Annotated in this window: 18 protein-coding genes; 17 read left to right on the forward strand and 1 reads right to left on the reverse strand. The window is 62.3% G+C overall.

Translation table 11 applies throughout. The features are described from left to right. The first annotated feature begins 52 nt into the window (after positions 1-52). The 8 genes from ACODTY_RS01445 (at position 53) to ruvB (ending at position 6,336) form a co-directional block, all read left to right on the forward strand. The gene (locus tag ACODTY_RS01445; RefSeq protein ID WP_488992508.1) at positions 53-1,693 is read left to right on the forward strand and encodes an acyl-CoA synthetase; all 1,641 of its coding nucleotides are present in this window, start codon (positions 53-55) and stop codon (positions 1,691-1,693) included. Between the two features lie 189 nt (positions 1,694-1,882). Then, entirely contained in the window at positions 1,883-2,263 is a 381-nt protein-coding gene (locus tag ACODTY_RS01450) for a hypothetical protein (protein WP_056238388.1), read from the forward strand. Positions 2,264-2,640: 377 nt separating this feature from the next. Continuing rightward, complete coding sequence (gene rcdA / locus ACODTY_RS01455; RefSeq protein ID WP_488992509.1) at positions 2,641-3,171, forward strand: protease adaptor protein RcdA; 531 nt, start codon at positions 2,641-2,643, stop codon at positions 3,169-3,171. Positions 3,172-3,279: 108 nt separating this feature from the next. Further along, positions 3,280-3,789 carry a crossover junction endodeoxyribonuclease RuvC gene (gene ruvC / locus ACODTY_RS01460; protein ID WP_488992510.1) on the forward strand — a complete coding sequence of 170 codons (510 nt, stop codon included), beginning with the start codon at positions 3,280-3,282 and terminating at the stop codon, positions 3,787-3,789. A gap of 174 nt (positions 3,790-3,963) precedes the next feature. Beyond that, complete coding sequence (locus tag ACODTY_RS01465; protein WP_488992511.1) at positions 3,964-4,215, forward strand: AbrB/MazE/SpoVT family DNA-binding domain-containing protein; 252 nt, start codon at positions 3,964-3,966, stop codon at positions 4,213-4,215. 1 nt (position 4,216) lies between these two features. Further along, positions 4,217-4,624, forward strand: coding sequence for a type II toxin-antitoxin system VapC family toxin (locus tag ACODTY_RS01470; protein WP_488992512.1), 408 nt, complete (start codon positions 4,217-4,219; stop codon positions 4,622-4,624). Between the two features lie 10 nt (positions 4,625-4,634). Then, positions 4,635-5,255 (forward strand): Holliday junction branch migration protein RuvA, encoded by a 621-nt coding sequence (gene ruvA / locus ACODTY_RS01475; protein WP_488992513.1) that lies wholly within the window; start codon positions 4,635-4,637, stop codon positions 5,253-5,255. 43 nt (positions 5,256-5,298) lie between these two features. Continuing rightward, the gene (gene ruvB / locus ACODTY_RS01480) at positions 5,299-6,336 is read left to right on the forward strand and encodes a Holliday junction branch migration DNA helicase RuvB (RefSeq protein ID WP_488992514.1); all 1,038 of its coding nucleotides are present in this window, start codon (positions 5,299-5,301) and stop codon (positions 6,334-6,336) included. 252 nt (positions 6,337-6,588) lie between these two features. On the opposite strand, the gene ACODTY_RS01485 is transcribed toward ruvB, so the two are convergent. Then, positions 6,589-7,842: a glycoside hydrolase family 5 protein gene (locus tag ACODTY_RS01485; RefSeq protein WP_488992515.1), complete on the reverse strand. Its 1,254-nt coding sequence runs from the start codon at positions 7,840-7,842 to the stop codon at positions 6,589-6,591. Positions 7,843-7,903: 61 nt separating this feature from the next. On the opposite strand from ACODTY_RS01485, the gene ybgC reads away from it, so the two are divergent. From ybgC to ftsH, 9 genes are all read left to right on the forward strand, one after another. Further along, the gene (gene ybgC, locus ACODTY_RS01490) at positions 7,904-8,389 is read left to right on the forward strand and encodes a tol-pal system-associated acyl-CoA thioesterase (RefSeq protein WP_488992516.1); all 486 of its coding nucleotides are present in this window, start codon (positions 7,904-7,906) and stop codon (positions 8,387-8,389) included. Between the two features lie 271 nt (positions 8,390-8,660). Next, positions 8,661-9,371, forward strand: coding sequence for a protein TolQ (gene tolQ, locus ACODTY_RS01495; RefSeq protein ID WP_488992517.1), 711 nt, complete (start codon positions 8,661-8,663; stop codon positions 9,369-9,371). A gap of 9 nt (positions 9,372-9,380) precedes the next feature. Next, positions 9,381-9,830: a protein TolR gene (tolR, locus tag ACODTY_RS01500; RefSeq protein WP_488992518.1), complete on the forward strand. Its 450-nt coding sequence runs from the start codon at positions 9,381-9,383 to the stop codon at positions 9,828-9,830. A 5-nt stretch (positions 9,831-9,835) separates the two neighbouring features. Continuing rightward, positions 9,836-10,957: a cell envelope integrity TolA family protein gene (locus ACODTY_RS01505; RefSeq protein WP_488992519.1), complete on the forward strand. Its 1,122-nt coding sequence runs from the start codon at positions 9,836-9,838 to the stop codon at positions 10,955-10,957. Positions 10,958-11,054: 97 nt separating this feature from the next. Next, positions 11,055-12,344 (forward strand): Tol-Pal system beta propeller repeat protein TolB, encoded by a 1,290-nt coding sequence (gene tolB / locus ACODTY_RS01510; protein WP_488992634.1) that lies wholly within the window; start codon positions 11,055-11,057, stop codon positions 12,342-12,344. 223 nt (positions 12,345-12,567) lie between these two features. Beyond that, positions 12,568-13,074, forward strand: coding sequence for a peptidoglycan-associated lipoprotein Pal (pal, locus tag ACODTY_RS01515; protein ID WP_488992520.1), 507 nt, complete (start codon positions 12,568-12,570; stop codon positions 13,072-13,074). Between the two features lie 179 nt (positions 13,075-13,253). Next, complete coding sequence (gene ybgF / locus ACODTY_RS01520) at positions 13,254-14,342, forward strand: tol-pal system protein YbgF (protein WP_488992521.1); 1,089 nt, start codon at positions 13,254-13,256, stop codon at positions 14,340-14,342. Positions 14,343-14,358: 16 nt separating this feature from the next. After that, on the forward strand, positions 14,359-15,741 hold the full coding sequence (tilS, locus tag ACODTY_RS01525) for a tRNA lysidine(34) synthetase TilS (protein ID WP_488992522.1): 1,383 nt from the start codon (positions 14,359-14,361) through the stop codon (positions 15,739-15,741). A gap of 116 nt (positions 15,742-15,857) precedes the next feature. Beyond that, complete coding sequence (gene ftsH / locus ACODTY_RS01530; protein ID WP_488992523.1) at positions 15,858-17,795, forward strand: ATP-dependent zinc metalloprotease FtsH; 1,938 nt, start codon at positions 15,858-15,860, stop codon at positions 17,793-17,795. Positions 17,796-18,051: the final 256 nt, after the last annotated feature.

Raw genomic sequence — 18,051 nt, forward strand, 5'->3', positions numbered from 1 at the left:
CGCAGGCCGTCTCGTGTGCTTAGAGCAGCGACTACCAGTTGGGGAGAATGGGATGGGAAGTTCCTTCGAGCGCGACCTCGACAAGAATCCGGCCAACTATCAGAACCTGACGCCGCTGACCTATCTCGAGCGGGCGGCGAAGGTGTTTCCCGCGCATATCGCCATCATCCACGGCAGCCAGCGCATCAGCTACCGCGATTTCTGGCGGCGCTCGCTCAAGCTTGCCTCGGCGCTGGCCGGGGAAGGCATCGGCAAGGGCGATACGGTGACGGTGATGCTGTCCAACACGCCGGCAATGCTGGAGGCGCATTTCGGCGTGCCGATGGTGAAGGCGGTGCTGCATTGCCTGAACACGCGGCTCGATGCGGCGATCATCGCCTTCCAACTCGACCATGCCGAGACGAAGGTTTTGATCGTCGACCGCGAGTTTTCCGGCGTGGTGAAGGAGGCGCTGGGGCTCGCCAAGGTCAAGCCGCTGGTCATCGACTATGACGATCCGGACTATCCGGCCGATGCGCCTTATCCGAAGGGCGCGCGGATCGGCAGCCGCGACTATGAAGAATTCGTGGCTGCGGGCGACGAGGATTTCGCCTGGTCGATGCCGGACGACGAATGGGACGCGATTTCGCTGAACTACACCTCCGGCACCACAGGCAACCCGAAGGGCGTCGTCTACCATCATCGCGGTGCCGCGCTGATGGCCTACACCAACACCATCCATGCCGGCATGGGCAAGCATTGCGTCTATCTGTGGACGCTGCCGATGTTCCACTGCAACGGCTGGTGCTTTCCGTGGACGCTGGCCGTGCAGGCTGGCACGCATGTGTGCCTGCGCTGGGTGCGGGCAAAACAGATGTATGCGGCAATCGCCGACCATGGCGTCACGCATCTGTGCGGTGCGCCGATCGTGATGTCGCTTTTGATCAATGCGCCGGAAGAGGACAAGCGCACGTTTGCGCAAACCGTGTCGTTCAACACGGCGGCCGCCCCGCCGCCGGAAGCGGTGCTTTCGGGCATGGCCGATGCCGGGTTCGAGGTCACCCATCTCTACGGGTTGACCGAGACCTATGGTCCGGCGGTGGTCAATGAATGGCACGAGGAGTGGGACGGGCTGGACAAGGGCGCGCGCACGGCGATGAAGGCGCGGCAGGGTGTGCGCTACGCGGCGCTGGAAGATCTGTCGGTGATCGATCCCGAGACGATGCAGGCGACGCCGGCCGATGGTACGACCATCGGCGAGGTGATGTTCCGCGGCAATATCGTCATGAAGGGCTATCTGAAGAACCGGGCGGCCAGCGATGAGGCATTTTTCGGCGGCTGGTTCCATTCCGGCGACCTCGGCGTCATGCATCCCGACGGCTACATCCAGATCAAGGACCGCTCGAAGGACATTATCATCTCGGGCGGCGAGAACATTTCCTCGATCGAGGTCGAGGATGTACTCTACAAGTATGCTGCCGTTGCCGCCTGCGGCGTGGTGGGCCGCGCCGACGACAAATGGGGCGAGGTGCCGGTGGCCTATGTCGAGCTGAAGCCGGGCAGGACGGCAAGCGAGGCCGACATCATCGAGCACTGCCGCAGCCTCCTGGCGCGCTTCAAGGTACCGAAGGCGATCATCTTCGCCGAGATTCCCAAGACCTCGACCGGCAAGATCCAGAAGTTCCGCCTGCGCGAGATGACGAAAGCCGGCTGAGTTTCCGCTTCGTTTACGTTGCGGAAATCACGGATTTTAGCTATCGTACATGTACGTGGGAGGGACGGAGCTTGCAGCAGCCTTGAGCAAAGGCGTGGTCTGCAAGCAGGGTTTCATCAATTCAAAACAATCGTTTCGCGCATCCGTCACCCATTCCCGCGGGGGAAAAGGCAATCGGGAGCAACTGTCATGCAAGGCGTATCACGCAATTTCTTTACACTGGCCATCATCTACGCGCTGTGCGGGATGGCGATCGGGCTTTCCATGTCGATCAGCCAGGACCATTCGCAAATGCCGACGCACGCGCACACCATGGTGGCGGGCTGGCTGATGTCGGCGGTCTTCGCGTTCTTCTACCACCTGTTTCCGGCGGTGGCGGCCAAGACGCTGGCCACCATTCATTTCTGGCTGACGGCGGTGAGCGGCATCCTGCTTCTCGTCGGTCTGTTCATTTTGCTTGGCGGCCATGAGAGCATCGAACCGCTGGTGGCGATCGCCTCGATGGGCTTCTACGCGGCGATGTTCCTGTTTGCCTTCATCGCGCTGCCGGCGCTGTGGGGCCGCAACTGACAGCAAGCGCAGGCGGAGCCGGAGACCAAAATCACCGGCATTTCAAACAAAAAATCTCGGTATCGTTAAGGCATCATTAAGCTTTACGGATGTTTACTATACCCATCCAGTTATCTGGATTCTTACCGAGTGGTTGGAGCCACTTTGTTTGACGCCTCCCTGTTAAACTCCTGAGAGCCGCCTCATCCGCGGCTCTTTTTTTGCCCTTTTTTCGGGGCGCTGACCTTGCCGCAAGGGTCAGCCTGTTCATATTAACCTTTTGTTAAACATGTGCTTGCCTTGGACGAAGACGCGGCGCATTTTCAAATTGTATAGCGGGGTGAGCGCGGCGGCGGCCATTTTTAGAGTCGGCCTGCTGCAGCGGACAGGGTGTACCGATGAACGAACTTTCGAAGGAAAGCATGAACACCGTGAAGCTGGCCGAGCGCCGGGTTTTCTCGCAATCCTTCCGTCCGCTCTACAATGAAGGCATGGGGCTGGTCGAAGAGGCTGCCGAGTATCTGGACGGCAAGGGCCGGGCCGAAGCCAAGAAACTTTCGCGCATAGCCGCGACGCTTTATGCGGCGGAATCGATGCGGCTGACGACGAGGCTAATGCAGATCGCCTCGTGGCTTTTGCTGCAACGCGCGGCAAATTCCGGCGAAATGACACGCGACCAGGTGGCTTCGGAGAAATCCAAGGTGCGCCTCGACACGGTTTCGGCGCATGAGGATGCCGCCGGCTGGAACGAATTGCCGGAAGACTTCGTCGATCTGGTTAAGCGCTCGCTGCGCCTGCAATCGCTGGTGCGGCGCATGGACGAAGAAATCTACGGCGGCGGCATCGCCAAGCTGCCGGTGGAAGGCCGGCGCGGCAATCCGGTTTCCGACCAGATTTCGCTCCTCAACCACGCCTTCGCGCGCGGCTGACGCCGCAAGGCCCATTCGGGCAAAAGCCGCCTCCGCTTTTCCCAAGCTTTGTTTCCGGTTTGTTCACAAATCGCTGGCAAGTCTGCCGGTGGCAGATAGAGTGGGCAAATGGCGGACGCGATTCGTATCATCGGCATTGATCCGGGGCTGAGACGCACCGGCTGGGGCATCGTCGAGAGCCTCGGCAATTCGCTGCATTTCGTGGCGGCGGGAACCGTGCGCTCGGACGAAAAACTCTCCCTGGCCTCGCGGCTTTGCCAGTTGCATGACGGGCTTTCGCAGGTGGTGCATTCGGCGATGCCGCACGAGGCGGCTGTGGAGCAGACCTTCGTCAACAAGGACGCGACGGCGACGCTAAAGCTTGGGCAGGCGCGCGGCATCGCCATGCTGGTGCCGGCGCAGGCCGGGCTGCCGGTGGCCGAATATGCGCCGAACGCGGTCAAGAAGACGGTCATCGGCGTCGGCCATGGCGACAAGAAGCAGATCCATATGATGGTCAAGGTGCTGTTGCCCAAGGCGGTCTTCGATTCGGAAGATGCCGCCGACGCGCTGGCGATTGCCATTTGCCACGCCCACCACCGGCAGAGTATGGCCTACCGGATGGCGCTGGCCGGGTAGAACCGGCGTCGATTGCACGCATCGGCACTTGATGTTCTTGACATGTTCCGTCAGTTGGAATATGTAGGAATAAGTTGTCCTACGGTGTGTTGCGACCTCTCAGATTCGTCCGGCGCGCTTTAGCTGTTTGATTTTATGCACGCACTTTCTGGAGACGTGCATTGGGAGTTGGCCATGCGCGTTTCCGAGAAGGGTCAGATCACCATTCCCAAATATTTGCGCGACCTTGCCGGCATCCGACCGAACGGAGATGTGTCGATACATCTGGAGGGTGGAAGGCTGGTGATTGAATCTGCGGAAAGGTCCGAGACCGCTGCCAACAAGGCAAGGCTTGAACGATTTCTTGTGGCGCTGAGGAAGCTGGAGAAAACAGGCGATCCGACAATCAGCGCAGAAGACGTGATGCGCGCCACGCGGGACCGGTAATATGCCGGTTCTGGTCGACACCAACGTCTTGATCGACATAGCCTATGACGATCCGGAATGGAGGGACTGGTCGCAAGGGCAGCTCGAGCAACATGCGGGCGAACTGGTGATCAATCCGATCATCTTCGCCGAATTCAGCTATCGCTACCGGGACATGGAAACCGTCGAGGCGGCTCTGGATCCGGACGAATTTGTGCGTGAACATCTGCCATGGGAAGCGGCCTTCGCCGCGGGGCAGGCTTTTCACCTCTATCGCTTGCGCGGAGGCGGGCGCGAGCAGGTTCTGCCGGATTTCCTCATCGGCGCACATGCGGCCGTGCGCGGTTATCCGATCGTGACACGCGATCCAGCCAGCTATCGTACCTATTTCCCGACCGTCGACGTGATCGCTCCCGATACCCACCCATGAAAGTTACACCATGATCGGCAAGCTCAAGGGGACGCTGGACGAGATCGACGAGGATCATTGCATCGTCGATGTCCACGGCGTCGGCTACGTCGCCTTCTGTTCGGCGCGAACGCTTGCCGCGCTGCCGGGGCCGGGCGAGGCCATCGTGCTGTTCATCGAGACCTATGTGCGCGAGGACATGATCCGCCTCTATGGCTTCCAGTCGGCGCTGGAGCGCGAGTGGTTCCGCCTCCTGATGAACAATGTGCAGGGCGTCGGGGCCAAGGTGGCGCTGGCGATCCTGTCCACGCTGGCACCTGCCGATCTCGCCAATGCGATTGCGCTGCGCGACATCGCCATGGTGAGCCGCGCGCCGGGCGTCGGCAAGAAGGTGGCCGAGCGCATCGTCACCGAGCTCAAGAACAAGGCACCGGCCTATGCCGGCTCCGCTTCCGGCACCATCGGTTTGAAACAGGAACTTGGCGAAGGGGTCGCTCCGGCTCCGATTGCGGATGCCGTGTCGGCGCTGGTCAATCTCGGCTACTCGCGCGACACCGCCGCCAATGCGGTTGCTGCGGCCATGAAGGCTGCCGGCGACGATGCCGATTCGGCCAAGCTGATCCGCCTCGGGCTGAAGGAACTGGCGCGGTGAGGCCTTGCTTGCCCCTAAGCGACAGGCGTGGCAGGACAGGTAAATGAGCCTTTCACCCCGTCTCATCACACCCGAAAAGCGCGGCGAGGACGCCGAGCAGACCTTGCGCCCGCAGGTTCTGGACGAGTTTGTCGGGCAGGCGGCGGCGCGCGCCAATCTCAAAGTGTTCATCGAGGCGGCCAAGGGGCGCGGCGAGGCGCTCGACCATGTGCTGTTCGTGGGACCACCGGGCCTCGGCAAGACGACGCTGGCGCAGATCATGGCACGCGAAATGGGCGTCAATTTCCGTTCGACTTCGGGGCCAGTGATTGCCAAGGCGGGCGATCTCGCGGCGCTTCTGACCAATCTCGAAGACCGCGACGTTCTGTTCATCGACGAAATCCACCGGCTGAACCCGGCGGTGGAGGAAATCCTCTATCCGGCGATGGAGGATTTCCAGCTCGACCTGATCATCGGCGAGGGGCCGGCTGCGCGGTCGGTGAAGATCGACCTCGCCCGCTTCACGCTTGTGGCGGCGACGACGCGGCTTGGCCTGCTCACCAATCCGCTGCGCGACCGCTTCGGCATTCCGGTGCGGCTCAATTTCTACACCGTCGAGGAGCTGGAACTGATCGTGCGGCGCGGCGCGCGCATCCTCGGCATGCCGCTCGGCGATGACGGCGCGGTGGAAATCGCCAGGCGCGCACGCGGCACGCCGCGCATTGCCGGACGCCTTTTGCGGCGGGTGCGCGATTTCGCGGCTGTGGCCGGAGACGGCCATGTCGATCGCAGGATTGCCGACGAGGCGCTGTCGAGGCTTGAGGTCGATGGGCTTGGCCTCGATGCGCTCGACCGACGGTATCTGTCGATGATCGCCAATAATTTCGGCGGCGGGCCGGTTGGCGTCGAGACCATCGCGGCGGGGCTTTCGGAGCCGCGCGATGCCATCGAGGACATCATTGAGCCGTATCTGATCCAGCAGGGGTTCATCCAGCGCACGCCGCGCGGCCGCGTGCTGACTGCCAATGCGTGGCGGCATCTGGGGCTCGATGCGCCGGCCGACCTCGCCCAGCAGCAGATCAGCCTGTTCCAGGAAGAGTGAAGTGGCTGCCATCCGCTAGCGGTGGCCATCGCGTATGGGGTTTACCCCCACCCCTAACCCCTCCCCGCAAGGGGGAGGGGGACTTTGTTGTTGCCGCTCCGGATCAATTCAATGGTGATTGGCTCAGGACGGACTGCGACGGGATTCCCCTCCCCCTTGCGGGGAGGGGTTAGGGGTGGGGGTAAGGACCGAGCCTACCTCAATTTTCAAAGTTGCGCCTTGGAGAACGGCGTACGCTGGAAAGCGGTGAGTTTATTTCGCCAGCTTTCTCACCATCTCCAGCACGTCCGGTTCGGCCTTCTTGCCTTCGAAAGCTTCGACGACACCGAAGGCGCCGCCATATCCCCATAGCGACCACGAGAAGCCGTGCGCTTCGGCGCGGGCGATCATGTCGCGGGCGTAAGCGGCGCGGTACCTGGCGGGCATGACATGGAGGTTGCCGTATTCCTGCCTGATCATGCCGAATTCCCCAAGCGTGATATTTTTCGGCTTGACGCCGTTGGCCTTGGCCCATGCCTCGGCCTTGCTGAACGGCGCGTCCAGGACATTGAGCAGCTTTTCGTCGCTATCGACCAGGGCAACCTGTTCGTCGAGATAGGCGAGCAGGCCGTTGCGGCGGGTCCACGGGGCTTCCGCCTTGATGCGGGCGCGGATGATGTCGAGCGTGGCATCGAGATCGGCGCGCGGCACGGCGGTCAAAGGGTAGGGCAGGCCGGTGACATAGGGAATGAAATCGCCGGCCCATGTCGCGCCCTGATGGGTGAGCAGGAACGGATCGTAGGAGTGAAACGTCCAGATGACGTTGTCGTCAGCGATGGCCGACGGATCGACTTTGGACAGAGCCTCGGCGCTGGCGTAGCAGCCGCCGGAAAGCACGAGCGTAAGCTTGGTCGCCGAGGCGCGCGCCGCCGCATAGAGGCGCTGCAGCCGGTCCGGCCAGGAATGGCTGTTGTCCGCATCGCAATCCACCACCGGCTCGTTCATCGGCTCGAAGGCAATCCTGGACGGATCTTCGCCGGCGAGCGCGGCCGCCATCTTTCGCACGAACTCGACATAGGCGTCGAACAAGGCGGGGTCGGCCATGACCTCGCCCATGCCCACGCGGCGGTTGCTGCCGGCTGGAATGAGATGCAGGTCGACCACGACCTTGAGGCCGGCGCGGTTCACCATGCGCGCCGATTCCAGCACGCTCGCGTAAAGATCGTCGCGCAACGCAACGGTCTTGGCGGACAGGAAGGGGGCCGGATCGACCGGCATGCGCAGAAAATCGAAGCCGGAGGCTTTCAGGGCTTCAAGATCGGCATCGGCGAGGAACTTGCGCCATTCGGGATAGGGCAGGATCGCGTCGCGGTCGGCCCATTTGTCTTCGCCGGGCCATGTCGTCCAGATATCGAGGTTGAGGCCGCGTTTCATGGTGAAGGTTGCAGCGTTGGCGGGCAGCGCAAGCGCCGCGAGCAGCAACAGAACTGCCCCCAAGCCCTTGATCATCACGCCCAACGGTGCCATCGCATCTCAGTCCGAAATCGCGAAGGACATCTGCCTTGGCGGGCATGAAAAGGAAAGCGCAATGGGCATTCATGGTGAATCGGGGGAAGACCTGACAGCCGGCATTTCCGGGGCGCTGACGCCGTTCGGCCACCGGCTGATGGCGCGCGTCTACTATGCCGACACCGATTTTTCCGGCGTTGTCTACCATGCCCGCTATCTCGAATTCTTCGAGCGCGGCCGTTCCGATTTCCTGCGGCTGGCGGGTGTCCACCATACCGAGCTTGCCGACGGCAAACATGGCGAGAAGATCGTCTGGGTGGTGCGGCGCATGGAGATCGATTTCCACGCGCCTGCCCGCATCGACGATATTCTGACCGTGGAAACGCGCACGCTGGAGGTATCTGGCGCGCGCATTTTCATGGCGCAGCAGTTGAAGCGCGGCGGGGATGTGCTAGTGGAAGCCAAGGTCGAGGCCGCGATCATCGGCGAAAATGGCCGGCCGCGCCGCTTTCCGAAGGAATGGATCGTGGCATTCATGCCGAAAGGCGGCGCTGAAGCCGGCTGACCGTGACCCCGAAGCGGCGAAGGCGTAGCGCAAATGCGCGATTGCATTCAGCGCCTTGGCCCTAACTCATCCTTAACCATAACGGTTCATGAACGGATTGATGAGAATTAACGGGAATCGTGCGCCTTCGTTTCACCAAGATTTGCCCTGAAAAGGCCGCTATCAGCGCTATTTGGGGCATTTCCGGCAGGTTCGCGCGTACGGGCCACAAGGGGTAATGCGCCGTGGGCTAGCAGAGAGCCACGCCCGGGAAGTTTTAAGGAACGTTAGGATGGAAAATATCGCTCTCGCCGAACCGGCAGCGCAACTGTCGATCTGGGCTCTGTTCATGCAGGCCAACTGGGTGGTCAAGCTTGTCATGATCGGCCTGCTCGGCGCCTCGATCTGGACCTGGGCCATCGTGGTCGACAAGGTGATCTCGTACAGCCGCATGAAACTGGCGCTCAACCGCTTCGAGCAGATTTTCTGGTCGGGGCAGTCGCTGGAGGAGCTTTACCGCACGCTGGCCGACCGCAAGACCTCGGGCATGAGCTCGATCTTCGTCGCCGCAATGCGCGAATGGAAGAAGAGCTTCGAGAAGGGCGCGAAGTCGCCGCTCGGCCTGCAGACCCGCATCGACAAGGCGATGGACCTTGCGCTGACGCGCGAGATGGAACGGCTGGAAGGCCGGCTGGGCTTCCTCGCCACCATTGGCTCGGCAGCCCCGTTCATCGGCCTGTTCGGCACCGTCGTCGGCATCATGACCTCGTTCCAGGCGATCGCTGGTTCGAAGTCGACCAGCCTCGCGGTTGTCGCACCCGGTATCGCGGAAGCGCTGCTCGCCACGGCAATCGGCCTGCTCGCGGCCATTCCGGCCGTTATCGCCTACAACAAGCTGTCATCGGATGCCGGCAAGCTGGCGGCGCGCATGGAGGGCTTCTCGGATGAGTTCTCCGCCATACTGTCGCGCCAAATCGATGAAAAAGTCGCCAAGGCAGCCTGAGGTTCGATCATGGGAATGTCAGTAGGTACGGGCGGTGGAGCCAGAGGCGGGCGCGGCAGGCGCGGCCGCCGCAACACGCTGATGTCGGAAATCAACGTGACGCCGTTTGTCGACGTCATGCTGGTGCTGCTCATCATTTTCATGGTGGCGGCGCCGCTGTTGACGGTGGGCGTGCCGATCGACCTGCCGGAGACGCAGGCCAAGCCGATGAATTCGGACACGCAGCCGATCACCGTCTCGGTCAACGAGACCGGCCAGATCTACCTGCAGGAAACGGAAATCCCGCTCGAAGAGGTGGTGCCGAAGCTCGAGGCGATTTCCAAGACAGGCTATGAGGAACGCATCTATGTGCGCGGCGACAAGACCGCCGACTACGGCACGGTGATGAAGGTCATGGCCCGCATCTCGGCCGCCGGCTACAAGAACCTCGGCCTCGTCACGCTTCAGGAACAGGAATAGCAATCTTGAAGGTCGGCCTCACGACATCGGTGGTCATGCATGCGGCGGTGCTCGTTGTCGGGCTGTTTTCGCTGTCGGCGCCGGCTGCCTTCGAGGTAACCGACGTCGAGGCGCTGCCTGTCGATATCGTGCCGCTCGAGGAAATCACCCAGATCCAGCAGGGTGACAAGAAGGCGACGATGAAGGAGAAGGCGGCGCCAGTGCCGACCAAGCGTCCGGATATCGTCGCGGACGCCCAGGATGTCGGCGAAAACAGCGTTGACACCAAGAAGCCGATCACGCCGGAAGCAAAGCCGAAGCCGGTCGATACCGCTGCCGCAACCCCGCCCGCGCCTGAGCCGAAGGAACAGCCCAAGCCGGAAGAGGTACAAAAGCCCAAGGAAGAGCCGAAGCCGGTTCCCGCCACCGATGTGACGCCGGTGCCGCAGCCCAAGCAAGAGGTGAAGCCCGACCCGGTCAAGGAGCCTGATCCGCCGCAGCAGCCGACCGAAGAAAAGACGGCTGCCGTGAAGCCGGATGCCGTTGCCGAGGCGATTGCCGCCGAACAGAAGCCGACCGAGGCCGCGCAACTGCCGGATTCCGCGCCGGTTCCCGAGATGAAGCCGCGGCCGAAGCCGGCTGAGGCCGAAACCGCCAAGGCGCCGGACCGCAAGGATTCGGAAAAGCCGGTCAAGGAAGCGGCATCGAAGCCGAAGTCGGAAGACAAGGAATTCAACGCCGACGAAGTGGCTGCGCTGCTCAACAAGCAAAAGCCGTCCGGCGGCGGCGCAAAGCGCTCGACCCAGGAAGCGTCGCTTGGCGGCGACAAGTCGACCGGCGGCAACCGGCTGTCGCAAAACGAGATGGACGCGCTGCGCCAGAAGCTTGGCGGCTGCTGGAGCATTCCGGCCGGCGTGGACGACGCGGCGATGCTCAAGGTTTCGGTGCGTTTCCATCTCGACCCCTCCGGCGTGCTGGAAGGCAGGCCGGAGATCATCGCGGGCGGCGCTGCGTCGGGCCCGGGCAGAACCGCAGCGGAATCCGCGGTCCGGGCGGTGCAGAAATGCGCGCCCTTCAACCTTCCGTCCGACAAGTACGATAGCTGGTCGGAAGTCGTGGTGAATTTCGATCCGAGCGACATGTTCTAGGTGGATTCAGAAGGCTGAATCCCAAGCCATCAACCAATACGCCTGGACAGGACAGAACGAGGCTGAATTTATGAAGAAACTCTTGAAAACGCTGATCATGGCTGCCGCGCTCGCCGGCGGCATCGGCGGATTTGCCGTCGTCCCCGCGAACGCGCTGGTGGAAATCGACGTCAACAAGGGCACGATCGAGCCGTTGCCGATCGCGATCACCGATTTCCTCGCCGGCGATGCGCTGGGCGCGGAGATTTCCGGCATCGTGACCGCCGATCTCAAGCGTTCAGGCCTGTTTGCGCCGATCGACAAGGGCGCGTTCATCGAAAAGATCTCCAATCCCGATGTCGCGCCGCGCTTCGATGACTGGAAGGTCATCAACGCCCAGGCGCTGGTAACGGGCCGCGTCAGCAAGGAAGCCGACGGCCGCGTGCGGGCGGAATACCGGTTGTGGGACACCTTCGCCGGCCAGCAGCTTTCCGGCGAGCAGTTCTTCGCCAACGATACCAACACCCGCCGCGTCGCCCACATCATTGCCGATGCCATCTATGAGCGGTTGACCGGCGAAAAGGGCTATTTCGATACGCGCGTCGTCTATATCGACGAGTCGGGCGCTAAGAATGCGCGCAAGAAGCGGCTCGCCATCATGGACCAGGATGGCGCCAACGCGCGCTTCCTCTCCGACGGCAAGTCGATCGTCTTGACGCCGCGCTTCTCGCCGAACCGGCAGGAAATCACCTACATGTCGTATGAAAGCGGCCAGCCGAAGGTTTATCTGCTGCAGATCGAGACCGGGCAGCGTGAACTGGTCGGCAACTTCCCCGGCATGACGTTTGCGCCGCGCTTTTCGCCCGATGGCCAGAAGGTCATCATGAGCCTGCTGCGCGACGACGGCAATTCCAACATCTTCGCCATGGACCTGAGAAGCCGCAACACCACGCGACTGACCAATTCGACCGCCATCGACACCTCGCCGTCCTATTCTCCGGACGGCAGCCAGGTCGTGTTCACATCTGATCGCGGCGGTCGTGCGCAGATTTACCTTATGGGCGCGGACGGTTCCGGCCAGAACCGCATTTCCTTCGGCGACGGCGTCTATTCGACGCCGGTCTGGTCGCCGCGCGGCGACCTCATCGCCTTCACCAAGCAATCCGGCGGCGAGTTCCAGATCGGCGTCATGCGCACGGACGGCTCGGGCGAGCGCATCCTGTCGTCCGGCTTCCAGCAGGAAGGCCCGACCTGGGCTCCGAACGGGCGCGTGCTGATGTTCTTCCGCGATTCACCCGGCGGTGGTGGCCCGAAGCTTTTTTCCATCGACCTGACTGGTCGCAACGAGCAGCCGATCCCGACGGCGAACTACGGCTCCGACCCGGCCTGGTCGCCGCTGCTGGAATAATCGCCGGCTAGATGGTTTATCCCGAAAAGGGGGCGCAATGCCCCTTTTTCAAGGCTTTGTCGCCTTTTGGCCGCATTTGGCCCTACAGCGGGAAGCAAGTGCTTGAAAAGGGCCGCGGACGGCGGCTGAAACTGAATTTTAACCGTGTTTCTTGAACGCCGGTTAACCCAAACGTGGTTACTGGCAGATCAACGAAATCACTCGAATGCGAAGGAGAGGCGGCATGCGCCGTATCGCAAAACTTGCAGCAAATCCGGTCATGATCGCACTGGTCGCCTCGCTGGCGATCGCAGGCTGTGCTTCGAAGAAATCGCCGAACAACGCAGGCGACCTCGGCCTTGGCGGCGCGGGCGCAGCGACGCCGGGTTCGGCACAGGACTTCACCGTCAATATCGGCGACCGCATCTTCTTCGACACCGATTCCACCTCCATCCGCGCCGACGCCCAGCAGACGCTGGCCCGCCAGGCACAGTGGCTGAACAAGTACTCGCAATATTCGATCGTGGTCGAAGGCCACGCAGATGAGCGCGGAACGCGCGAATACAACCTGGCGCTCGGCGCACGCCGCGCTGCCGCCACCCGCGATTACCTGGCTGGACAGGGCGTCAATGCCGGCCGCATCAAGACGATTTCCTACGGCAAGGAACGTCCGGTCGCGGTTTGCGACGACATCTCCTGCTGGTCGCAGAACCGCCGCGCGGTCACCACGCTGGGTGGCGCCGGTTCCTGATCGGCATAAATGCAACAGAATTTACCGGAAAGGCGGCCTTTGGGCCGCCTTTTTCGTTTCGTGAAGGTCGAAACAAAATTTGGCCGAAGTCTCGCGTCCTGTTAGAAGCGGGTCCCGCCTGCCCTTCAATGCTTGGACAGGCGTTCGATTGGGGTTTTTACCATCACGGCGAGAGGCTTATGCATTTAAGAACAATCCTGAGCGGCACACTGGCGGCGTTGCTCTTTTCCGGGGCGGCAGCCCTGGCGAGCGGCACTGCAACTTCGGCGCCTGCCAATAGCGGTTTCCATCTGCCCAGCATCGGTTTGCCGGGCGTGTTCGGCAACAAGGGTTCGAACAACCAGACGGAAAGCAATGTGCAGCTTGCCCAGTCGGCCGGCACGGCCGGGCTGGAAGAGCAGATCCGCGCCCTGACGGGCCGGGTCGAGGAGCTCAACTTCCAGATCCTGCAGATGCAGGAGCAGATCCGCAAGCAGCAGGAAGACAATGAGTTCCGTCTGCAGCAGCTTGAGGGCTCGGGCGGCGCTGCACCTGCCACCCAGAAGAAGTCCGATGCTGGCGAGGCGACCGATGGTTCGGTTGCCGGGGCCGCCACGGAAGAGCCTTCAACCTCCGGCGACCTCGCCGGGGGATCGTCCGTCGAGGATGTCATCATCGATTCGGGAACCGGCGATCCCGGCCAGGTCATTCCCGGCACAGGCACTGGCGCGCCGCCCAAGACCTTCGGCACCATCACCGTCGACAAGAACGGCAATGTGATCGATGCCGGCAGCAACACGCAATCGACGACCGCTACCGGGGACAGTTCCTCGCTTAACAGCCCTTCCGTGAACACGCAGGCGGGCACCAGCGGCGGTTCGATCGTGGCTGCGCTGCCGCAGACGGACAACGCCGACGAGCTTTACCGTAATTCCTACCAGTTTATCCTGTCTGGCGACTACGGCACCGCCGAGCAAGGGTTCCGCGACTACATCACGCGTTTCCCGAAGGACGCCAAGTCGGCGGATGCGCATTACTGGCTGGGTGAATCGCTGCTTGGACAGCAGAAGTACCGCGATGCGGCCGAGATTTTCCTCGCCGCGAGCAAGGACTACCCGAAGGCCAAGAAGGCTCCCGACATGATGCTGAAGCTCGGCGTCTCGCTGGTCGGCCTCAACCAGCGTGATGTTGCCTGCGCCACCTTCGGCGAGATCGGCAAACGCTACCCCAACGCTTCCGGCACGCTCAAGGAGCGCGTGAAACAGGAGCGGGCGCTCGCGTCCTGCTGATGCCGGGGCAAGTGCAATGCATGTTGCCCTAGCGGCTTCAGCGGAAGCCGAGACCTCCTTCTTTTCCAATATCGATTTTTCCAGCGGCGCGATTGCAGCCGTCTCCGGCGGCAGCGACTCCACTGCCCTGCTCATTCTTCTCAAAGACCATCTCGAACGCTTTGCACCCGCCGCCAGACTTGTCGCGGTGACGGTCGATCATGCGTTGCGGCCTGCGTCGGCGGGTGAAGCTCTTGCCGTGAAAGCGCTTTGCGGGCGTCTCGGCATCGCCCATCGCACCATGGTCTGGACCGGCGAAAAGCCCGACACGGGCATTCCGGCTGCGGCGCGCGAGGCGCGCTACCGGTTGCTGGCCGAGGCAGCCCGCGCCGAAGGCATCGGCATGGTTTTGACCGGCCATACCGCCGACGACCAGGCCGAGACGGTGGCGATGCGCCGTGAGCGCAGCTCAGCCGATGACGATCGCGGCCTTGCCGGCATGGCGCCTGCAACCCTTTACAAGGGCGCTGTCTGGATCGTGCGCCCGCTGCTCGGTGCAAGGCGCGAGATGCTGCGCGAAGTGCTGCGACAACGCGACGTGCGCTGGATCGACGATCCGACCAATACCGATCTTGCCTATGAGCGCCCGCGCGTGCGAGCTGCCATCGGCGATGGCGGCGAAGATTTTGCAGCGGCGCTTGATCTGGCGGCAGGTGCTGCGCTGCGGCGCATCGAGCTTGGCGAAAAGGCGACCCGCCTGATCGGTTCGTTGGCGAGCCAGCCGGTGCGGGGGCTCGTCAGGCTCGACCCGGAATTTGCCAGCGCGGAGAAACACGGCGCGGTCTATGCGCTGCGCATCATGTTGGCCAGCGTCGGCGGGGTGCCATTCCTGCCCGACGAGGAGCGCACGGCGGCCATGTTCGACCGGCTGAGCAGCGGAAAGCTTCGCGCCACATTGTCGCGGGTGACGGTGGACGCGCGGCGCAGCGGCATTTTTCTCCATCGGGAGGCGCGCGGCCTGCCGGAACCGCAATCTGCGGCGCAAGACATGGTGTGGGACGGCCGGCGGCTGATCACTTTCAACAACGACTGCAATGGCTTGGTGATCGCTGCCGCAGGCCCGGCCTGTGCTGCCAAGCTTGCCGAACAGGCCGGCGATGCCGTGCCGAAAAGCGTTGCGCGGGCAGCGCTTTCCGCTGAACCAGCGCTGTGGCGAGATGCCGAATGCCTTGGTTTTGCGGGAAATACGGGGCCTGTCGCAACCTTTGCGGCCAGCGCCGTCGTCGCGCCCTGGGCGCGCTTCCTGCCCTCGTTCGACCTGAGGGCTGCGCGTGCCATGTCCGATCTGCTCGGCGCGCCCGAGGTGCCGCAATCACCATTAAGTGACGCGCGCAACGATAGACCATGGTCGAAGACTTAACCGAGCCGCGCGGTTGCGCTTGGCAAGGGCATGTGGGCTGCCTATGTTAGGCATAAGCTGAGGCTAAAGCTTCTTTCAACACGCGCGGCAAACGCTCGCCGCCAACGGGACAATCGATGAATCCGAACTATCGCAACCTTGCGCTGTGGGCGATCATAGCCGTCCTGCTTATCGCTCTCTTCAATCTGTTCCAGACGCCGCAGACGCGCGGGGCTTCGACGGATGTTCCCTATTCGCAGTTCCTGCTGGACGTGAATTCGGGCCGGGTGAAGTCGGTGACGATTGCCGGCGACCGCATCAGCGGCAACTACACCGACAGCGCAGCCGGCTTCCAGACCTATTCGCCGGGCGACCCGTCGCTGGTTTCCAGGCTTGAGAGCAAGAACGTCACCATCAATGCGCGCCCTGAGACCGATGGTTCCAACACGCTGTTCGGCTATCTGATCTCGTGGCTGCCGATGATCCTGATCCTTGGCGTGTGGATATTCTTCATGCGCCAGATGCAGTCCGGTTCCGGTCGCGCCATGGGCTTCGGCAAGTCCAAGGCCAAGCTTTTGACCGAGGCGCATGGGCGCATAACCTTCCAGGACGTCGCCGGCGTGGATGAAGCGAAGGAAGACCTCGAGGAAATCGTGGAGTTCCTGCGCGATCCGCAGAAGTTCCAGCGCCTCGGCGGCAAGATTCCGCGCGGCGTATTGCTGGTCGGCCCTCCCGGCACCGGCAAGACCTTGCTCGCCCGCTCGGTCGCGGGTGAGGCCAACGTGCCGTTCTTCACCATTTCCGGTTCCGACTTTGTCGAGATGTTCGTCGGCGTTGGCGCAAGCCGTGTCCGCGACATGTTCGACCAGGCCAAGAAGAATGCGCCCTGTATCATCTTCATCGACGAAATCGACGCGGTCGGCCGCCATCGCGGTGCCGGTCTCGGCGGCGGCAACGACGAGCGCGAGCAGACCCTGAACCAATTGCTGGTCGAAATGGACGGCTTTGAATCGAATGAGTCGATCATCCTCATCGCCGCAACCAACCGGCCCGACGTGCTCGATCCCGCGCTGTTGCGCCCGGGCCGCTTCGACCGCCAGGTCGTGGTGCCGAACCCGGACATCGTCGGCCGCGAGAAGATCCTCAAGGTTCACGTCCGCAATGTGCCGCTCGCTCCGAATGTCGATCTGAAGACGGTCGCACGCGGCACGCCGGGCTTCTCCGGCGCCGATCTGATGAACCTCGTCAATGAGGCGGCGCTGATGGCGGCGCGGCGCAACAAGCGCCTTGTCACCATGGCCGAGTTCGAGGACGCCAAGGACAAGATCATGATGGGCGCCGAGCGGCGTTCGTCGGCGATGACGCAGGCGGAGAAGGAACTCACCGCCTACCACGAGTCCGGCCATGCCATCCTCGCGCTCAACGTGCCGTCGGCAGATCCGCTGCACAAGGCGACGATCATTCCGCGCGGCCGTGCGCTCGGCATGGTCATGCAGTTGCCGGAAGGCGACCGCTACTCGATGAGCTACAAGTACATGATCTCTCGCCTGGCGATCATGATGGGCGGCCGCGTTGCCGAGGAATTCAAGTTCGGCAAGGAAAACATCACCTCCGGTGCGTCGTCAGACATCGAGCAGGCGACCAAGCTGGCGCGCGCGATGGTGACGCGCTGGGGCTTCTCGGACAAGCTCGGCCATGTCGCTTATGGTGACAATCAGGAGGAAGTGTTCCTCGGCCATTCGGTTGCCCGCCAGCAGAACATCTCGGAAGAGACGGCGCAGATCATCGATGGCGAAGTGCGCCGGCTGATCGACGAAGCTTATTCGACCGCCAAGACCGTTCTGACCAAGAAGAAGAAGGACTGGGTGGCGCTTGCCGAAGGTCTGCTCGAATACGAGACGCTGTCCGGTGACGAGATCAAGGAACTGCTTGCCGGCAACAAGCCTTCGCGCGACCTCGGCGACGATACGCCGACCAGCCGCGGCTCGGCGGTGCCGAAGGCCGGTGGGGCAGCGCGCGGCAAGAAGAAGGGCTCGGAGCCCGAAGGCGGCATGGAGCCCCAGCCGCAAGGCTGAGCCATGTTCGATCAGACAGAAAACGCCGTGGCATTTGCTGCGGCGTTTTTTGGTTTAGAGCGTCCAGTCAAGGTGTGAGCGACGTGCGCTTCTGGTCTGCTACGGGCTGATGAAAGTGCGGAAATTTCGAAAATCCACCGCCAAAGTCCGGGAAATTTACGCCAAACGAACGATTTTCTAAGGAATCGTAACCTTAGATCACACAATGTGATAATCGATTTTTTGACGGCTATGGCATTAGATGCTGCTGTCGAAA

It is taken from the genome of Mesorhizobium sp. FG116 (assembly GCF_057809835.1).

Bases quoted from the DNA above. Each gene is read 5' to 3' on its own strand.
- ACODTY_RS01445 (WP_488992508.1), top strand. From the start codon at position 53: ATGGGAAGTTCCTTCGAGCGCGACCTCGACAAGAATCCGGCCAACTAT.
- ACODTY_RS01450 (WP_056238388.1), top strand. From the start codon at position 1,883: ATGCAAGGCGTATCACGCAATTTCTTTACACTGGCCATCATCTACGCG.
- rcdA (WP_488992509.1), top strand. From the start codon at position 2,641: ATGAACGAACTTTCGAAGGAAAGCATGAACACCGTGAAGCTGGCCGAG.
- ruvC (WP_488992510.1), top strand. From the start codon at position 3,280: ATGGCGGACGCGATTCGTATCATCGGCATTGATCCGGGGCTGAGACGC.
- ACODTY_RS01465 (WP_488992511.1), top strand. From the start codon at position 3,964: ATGCGCGTTTCCGAGAAGGGTCAGATCACCATTCCCAAATATTTGCGC.
- ACODTY_RS01470 (WP_488992512.1), top strand. From the start codon at position 4,217: ATGCCGGTTCTGGTCGACACCAACGTCTTGATCGACATAGCCTATGAC.
- ruvA (WP_488992513.1), top strand. From the start codon at position 4,635: ATGATCGGCAAGCTCAAGGGGACGCTGGACGAGATCGACGAGGATCAT.
- ruvB (WP_488992514.1), top strand. From the start codon at position 5,299: ATGAGCCTTTCACCCCGTCTCATCACACCCGAAAAGCGCGGCGAGGAC.
- ACODTY_RS01485 (WP_488992515.1), bottom strand. From the start codon at position 7,842: ATGGCACCGTTGGGCGTGATGATCAAGGGCTTGGGGGCAGTTCTGTTG.
- ybgC (WP_488992516.1), top strand. From the start codon at position 7,904: ATGGGCATTCATGGTGAATCGGGGGAAGACCTGACAGCCGGCATTTCC.
- tolQ (WP_488992517.1), top strand. From the start codon at position 8,661: ATGGAAAATATCGCTCTCGCCGAACCGGCAGCGCAACTGTCGATCTGG.
- tolR (WP_488992518.1), top strand. From the start codon at position 9,381: ATGGGAATGTCAGTAGGTACGGGCGGTGGAGCCAGAGGCGGGCGCGGC.
- tolB (WP_488992634.1), top strand. From the start codon at position 11,055: ATGGCTGCCGCGCTCGCCGGCGGCATCGGCGGATTTGCCGTCGTCCCC.
- pal (WP_488992520.1), top strand. From the start codon at position 12,568: ATGCGCCGTATCGCAAAACTTGCAGCAAATCCGGTCATGATCGCACTG.
- ybgF (WP_488992521.1), top strand. From the start codon at position 13,254: ATGCATTTAAGAACAATCCTGAGCGGCACACTGGCGGCGTTGCTCTTT.
- tilS (WP_488992522.1), top strand. From the start codon at position 14,359: ATGCATGTTGCCCTAGCGGCTTCAGCGGAAGCCGAGACCTCCTTCTTT.
- ftsH (WP_488992523.1), top strand. From the start codon at position 15,858: ATGAATCCGAACTATCGCAACCTTGCGCTGTGGGCGATCATAGCCGTC.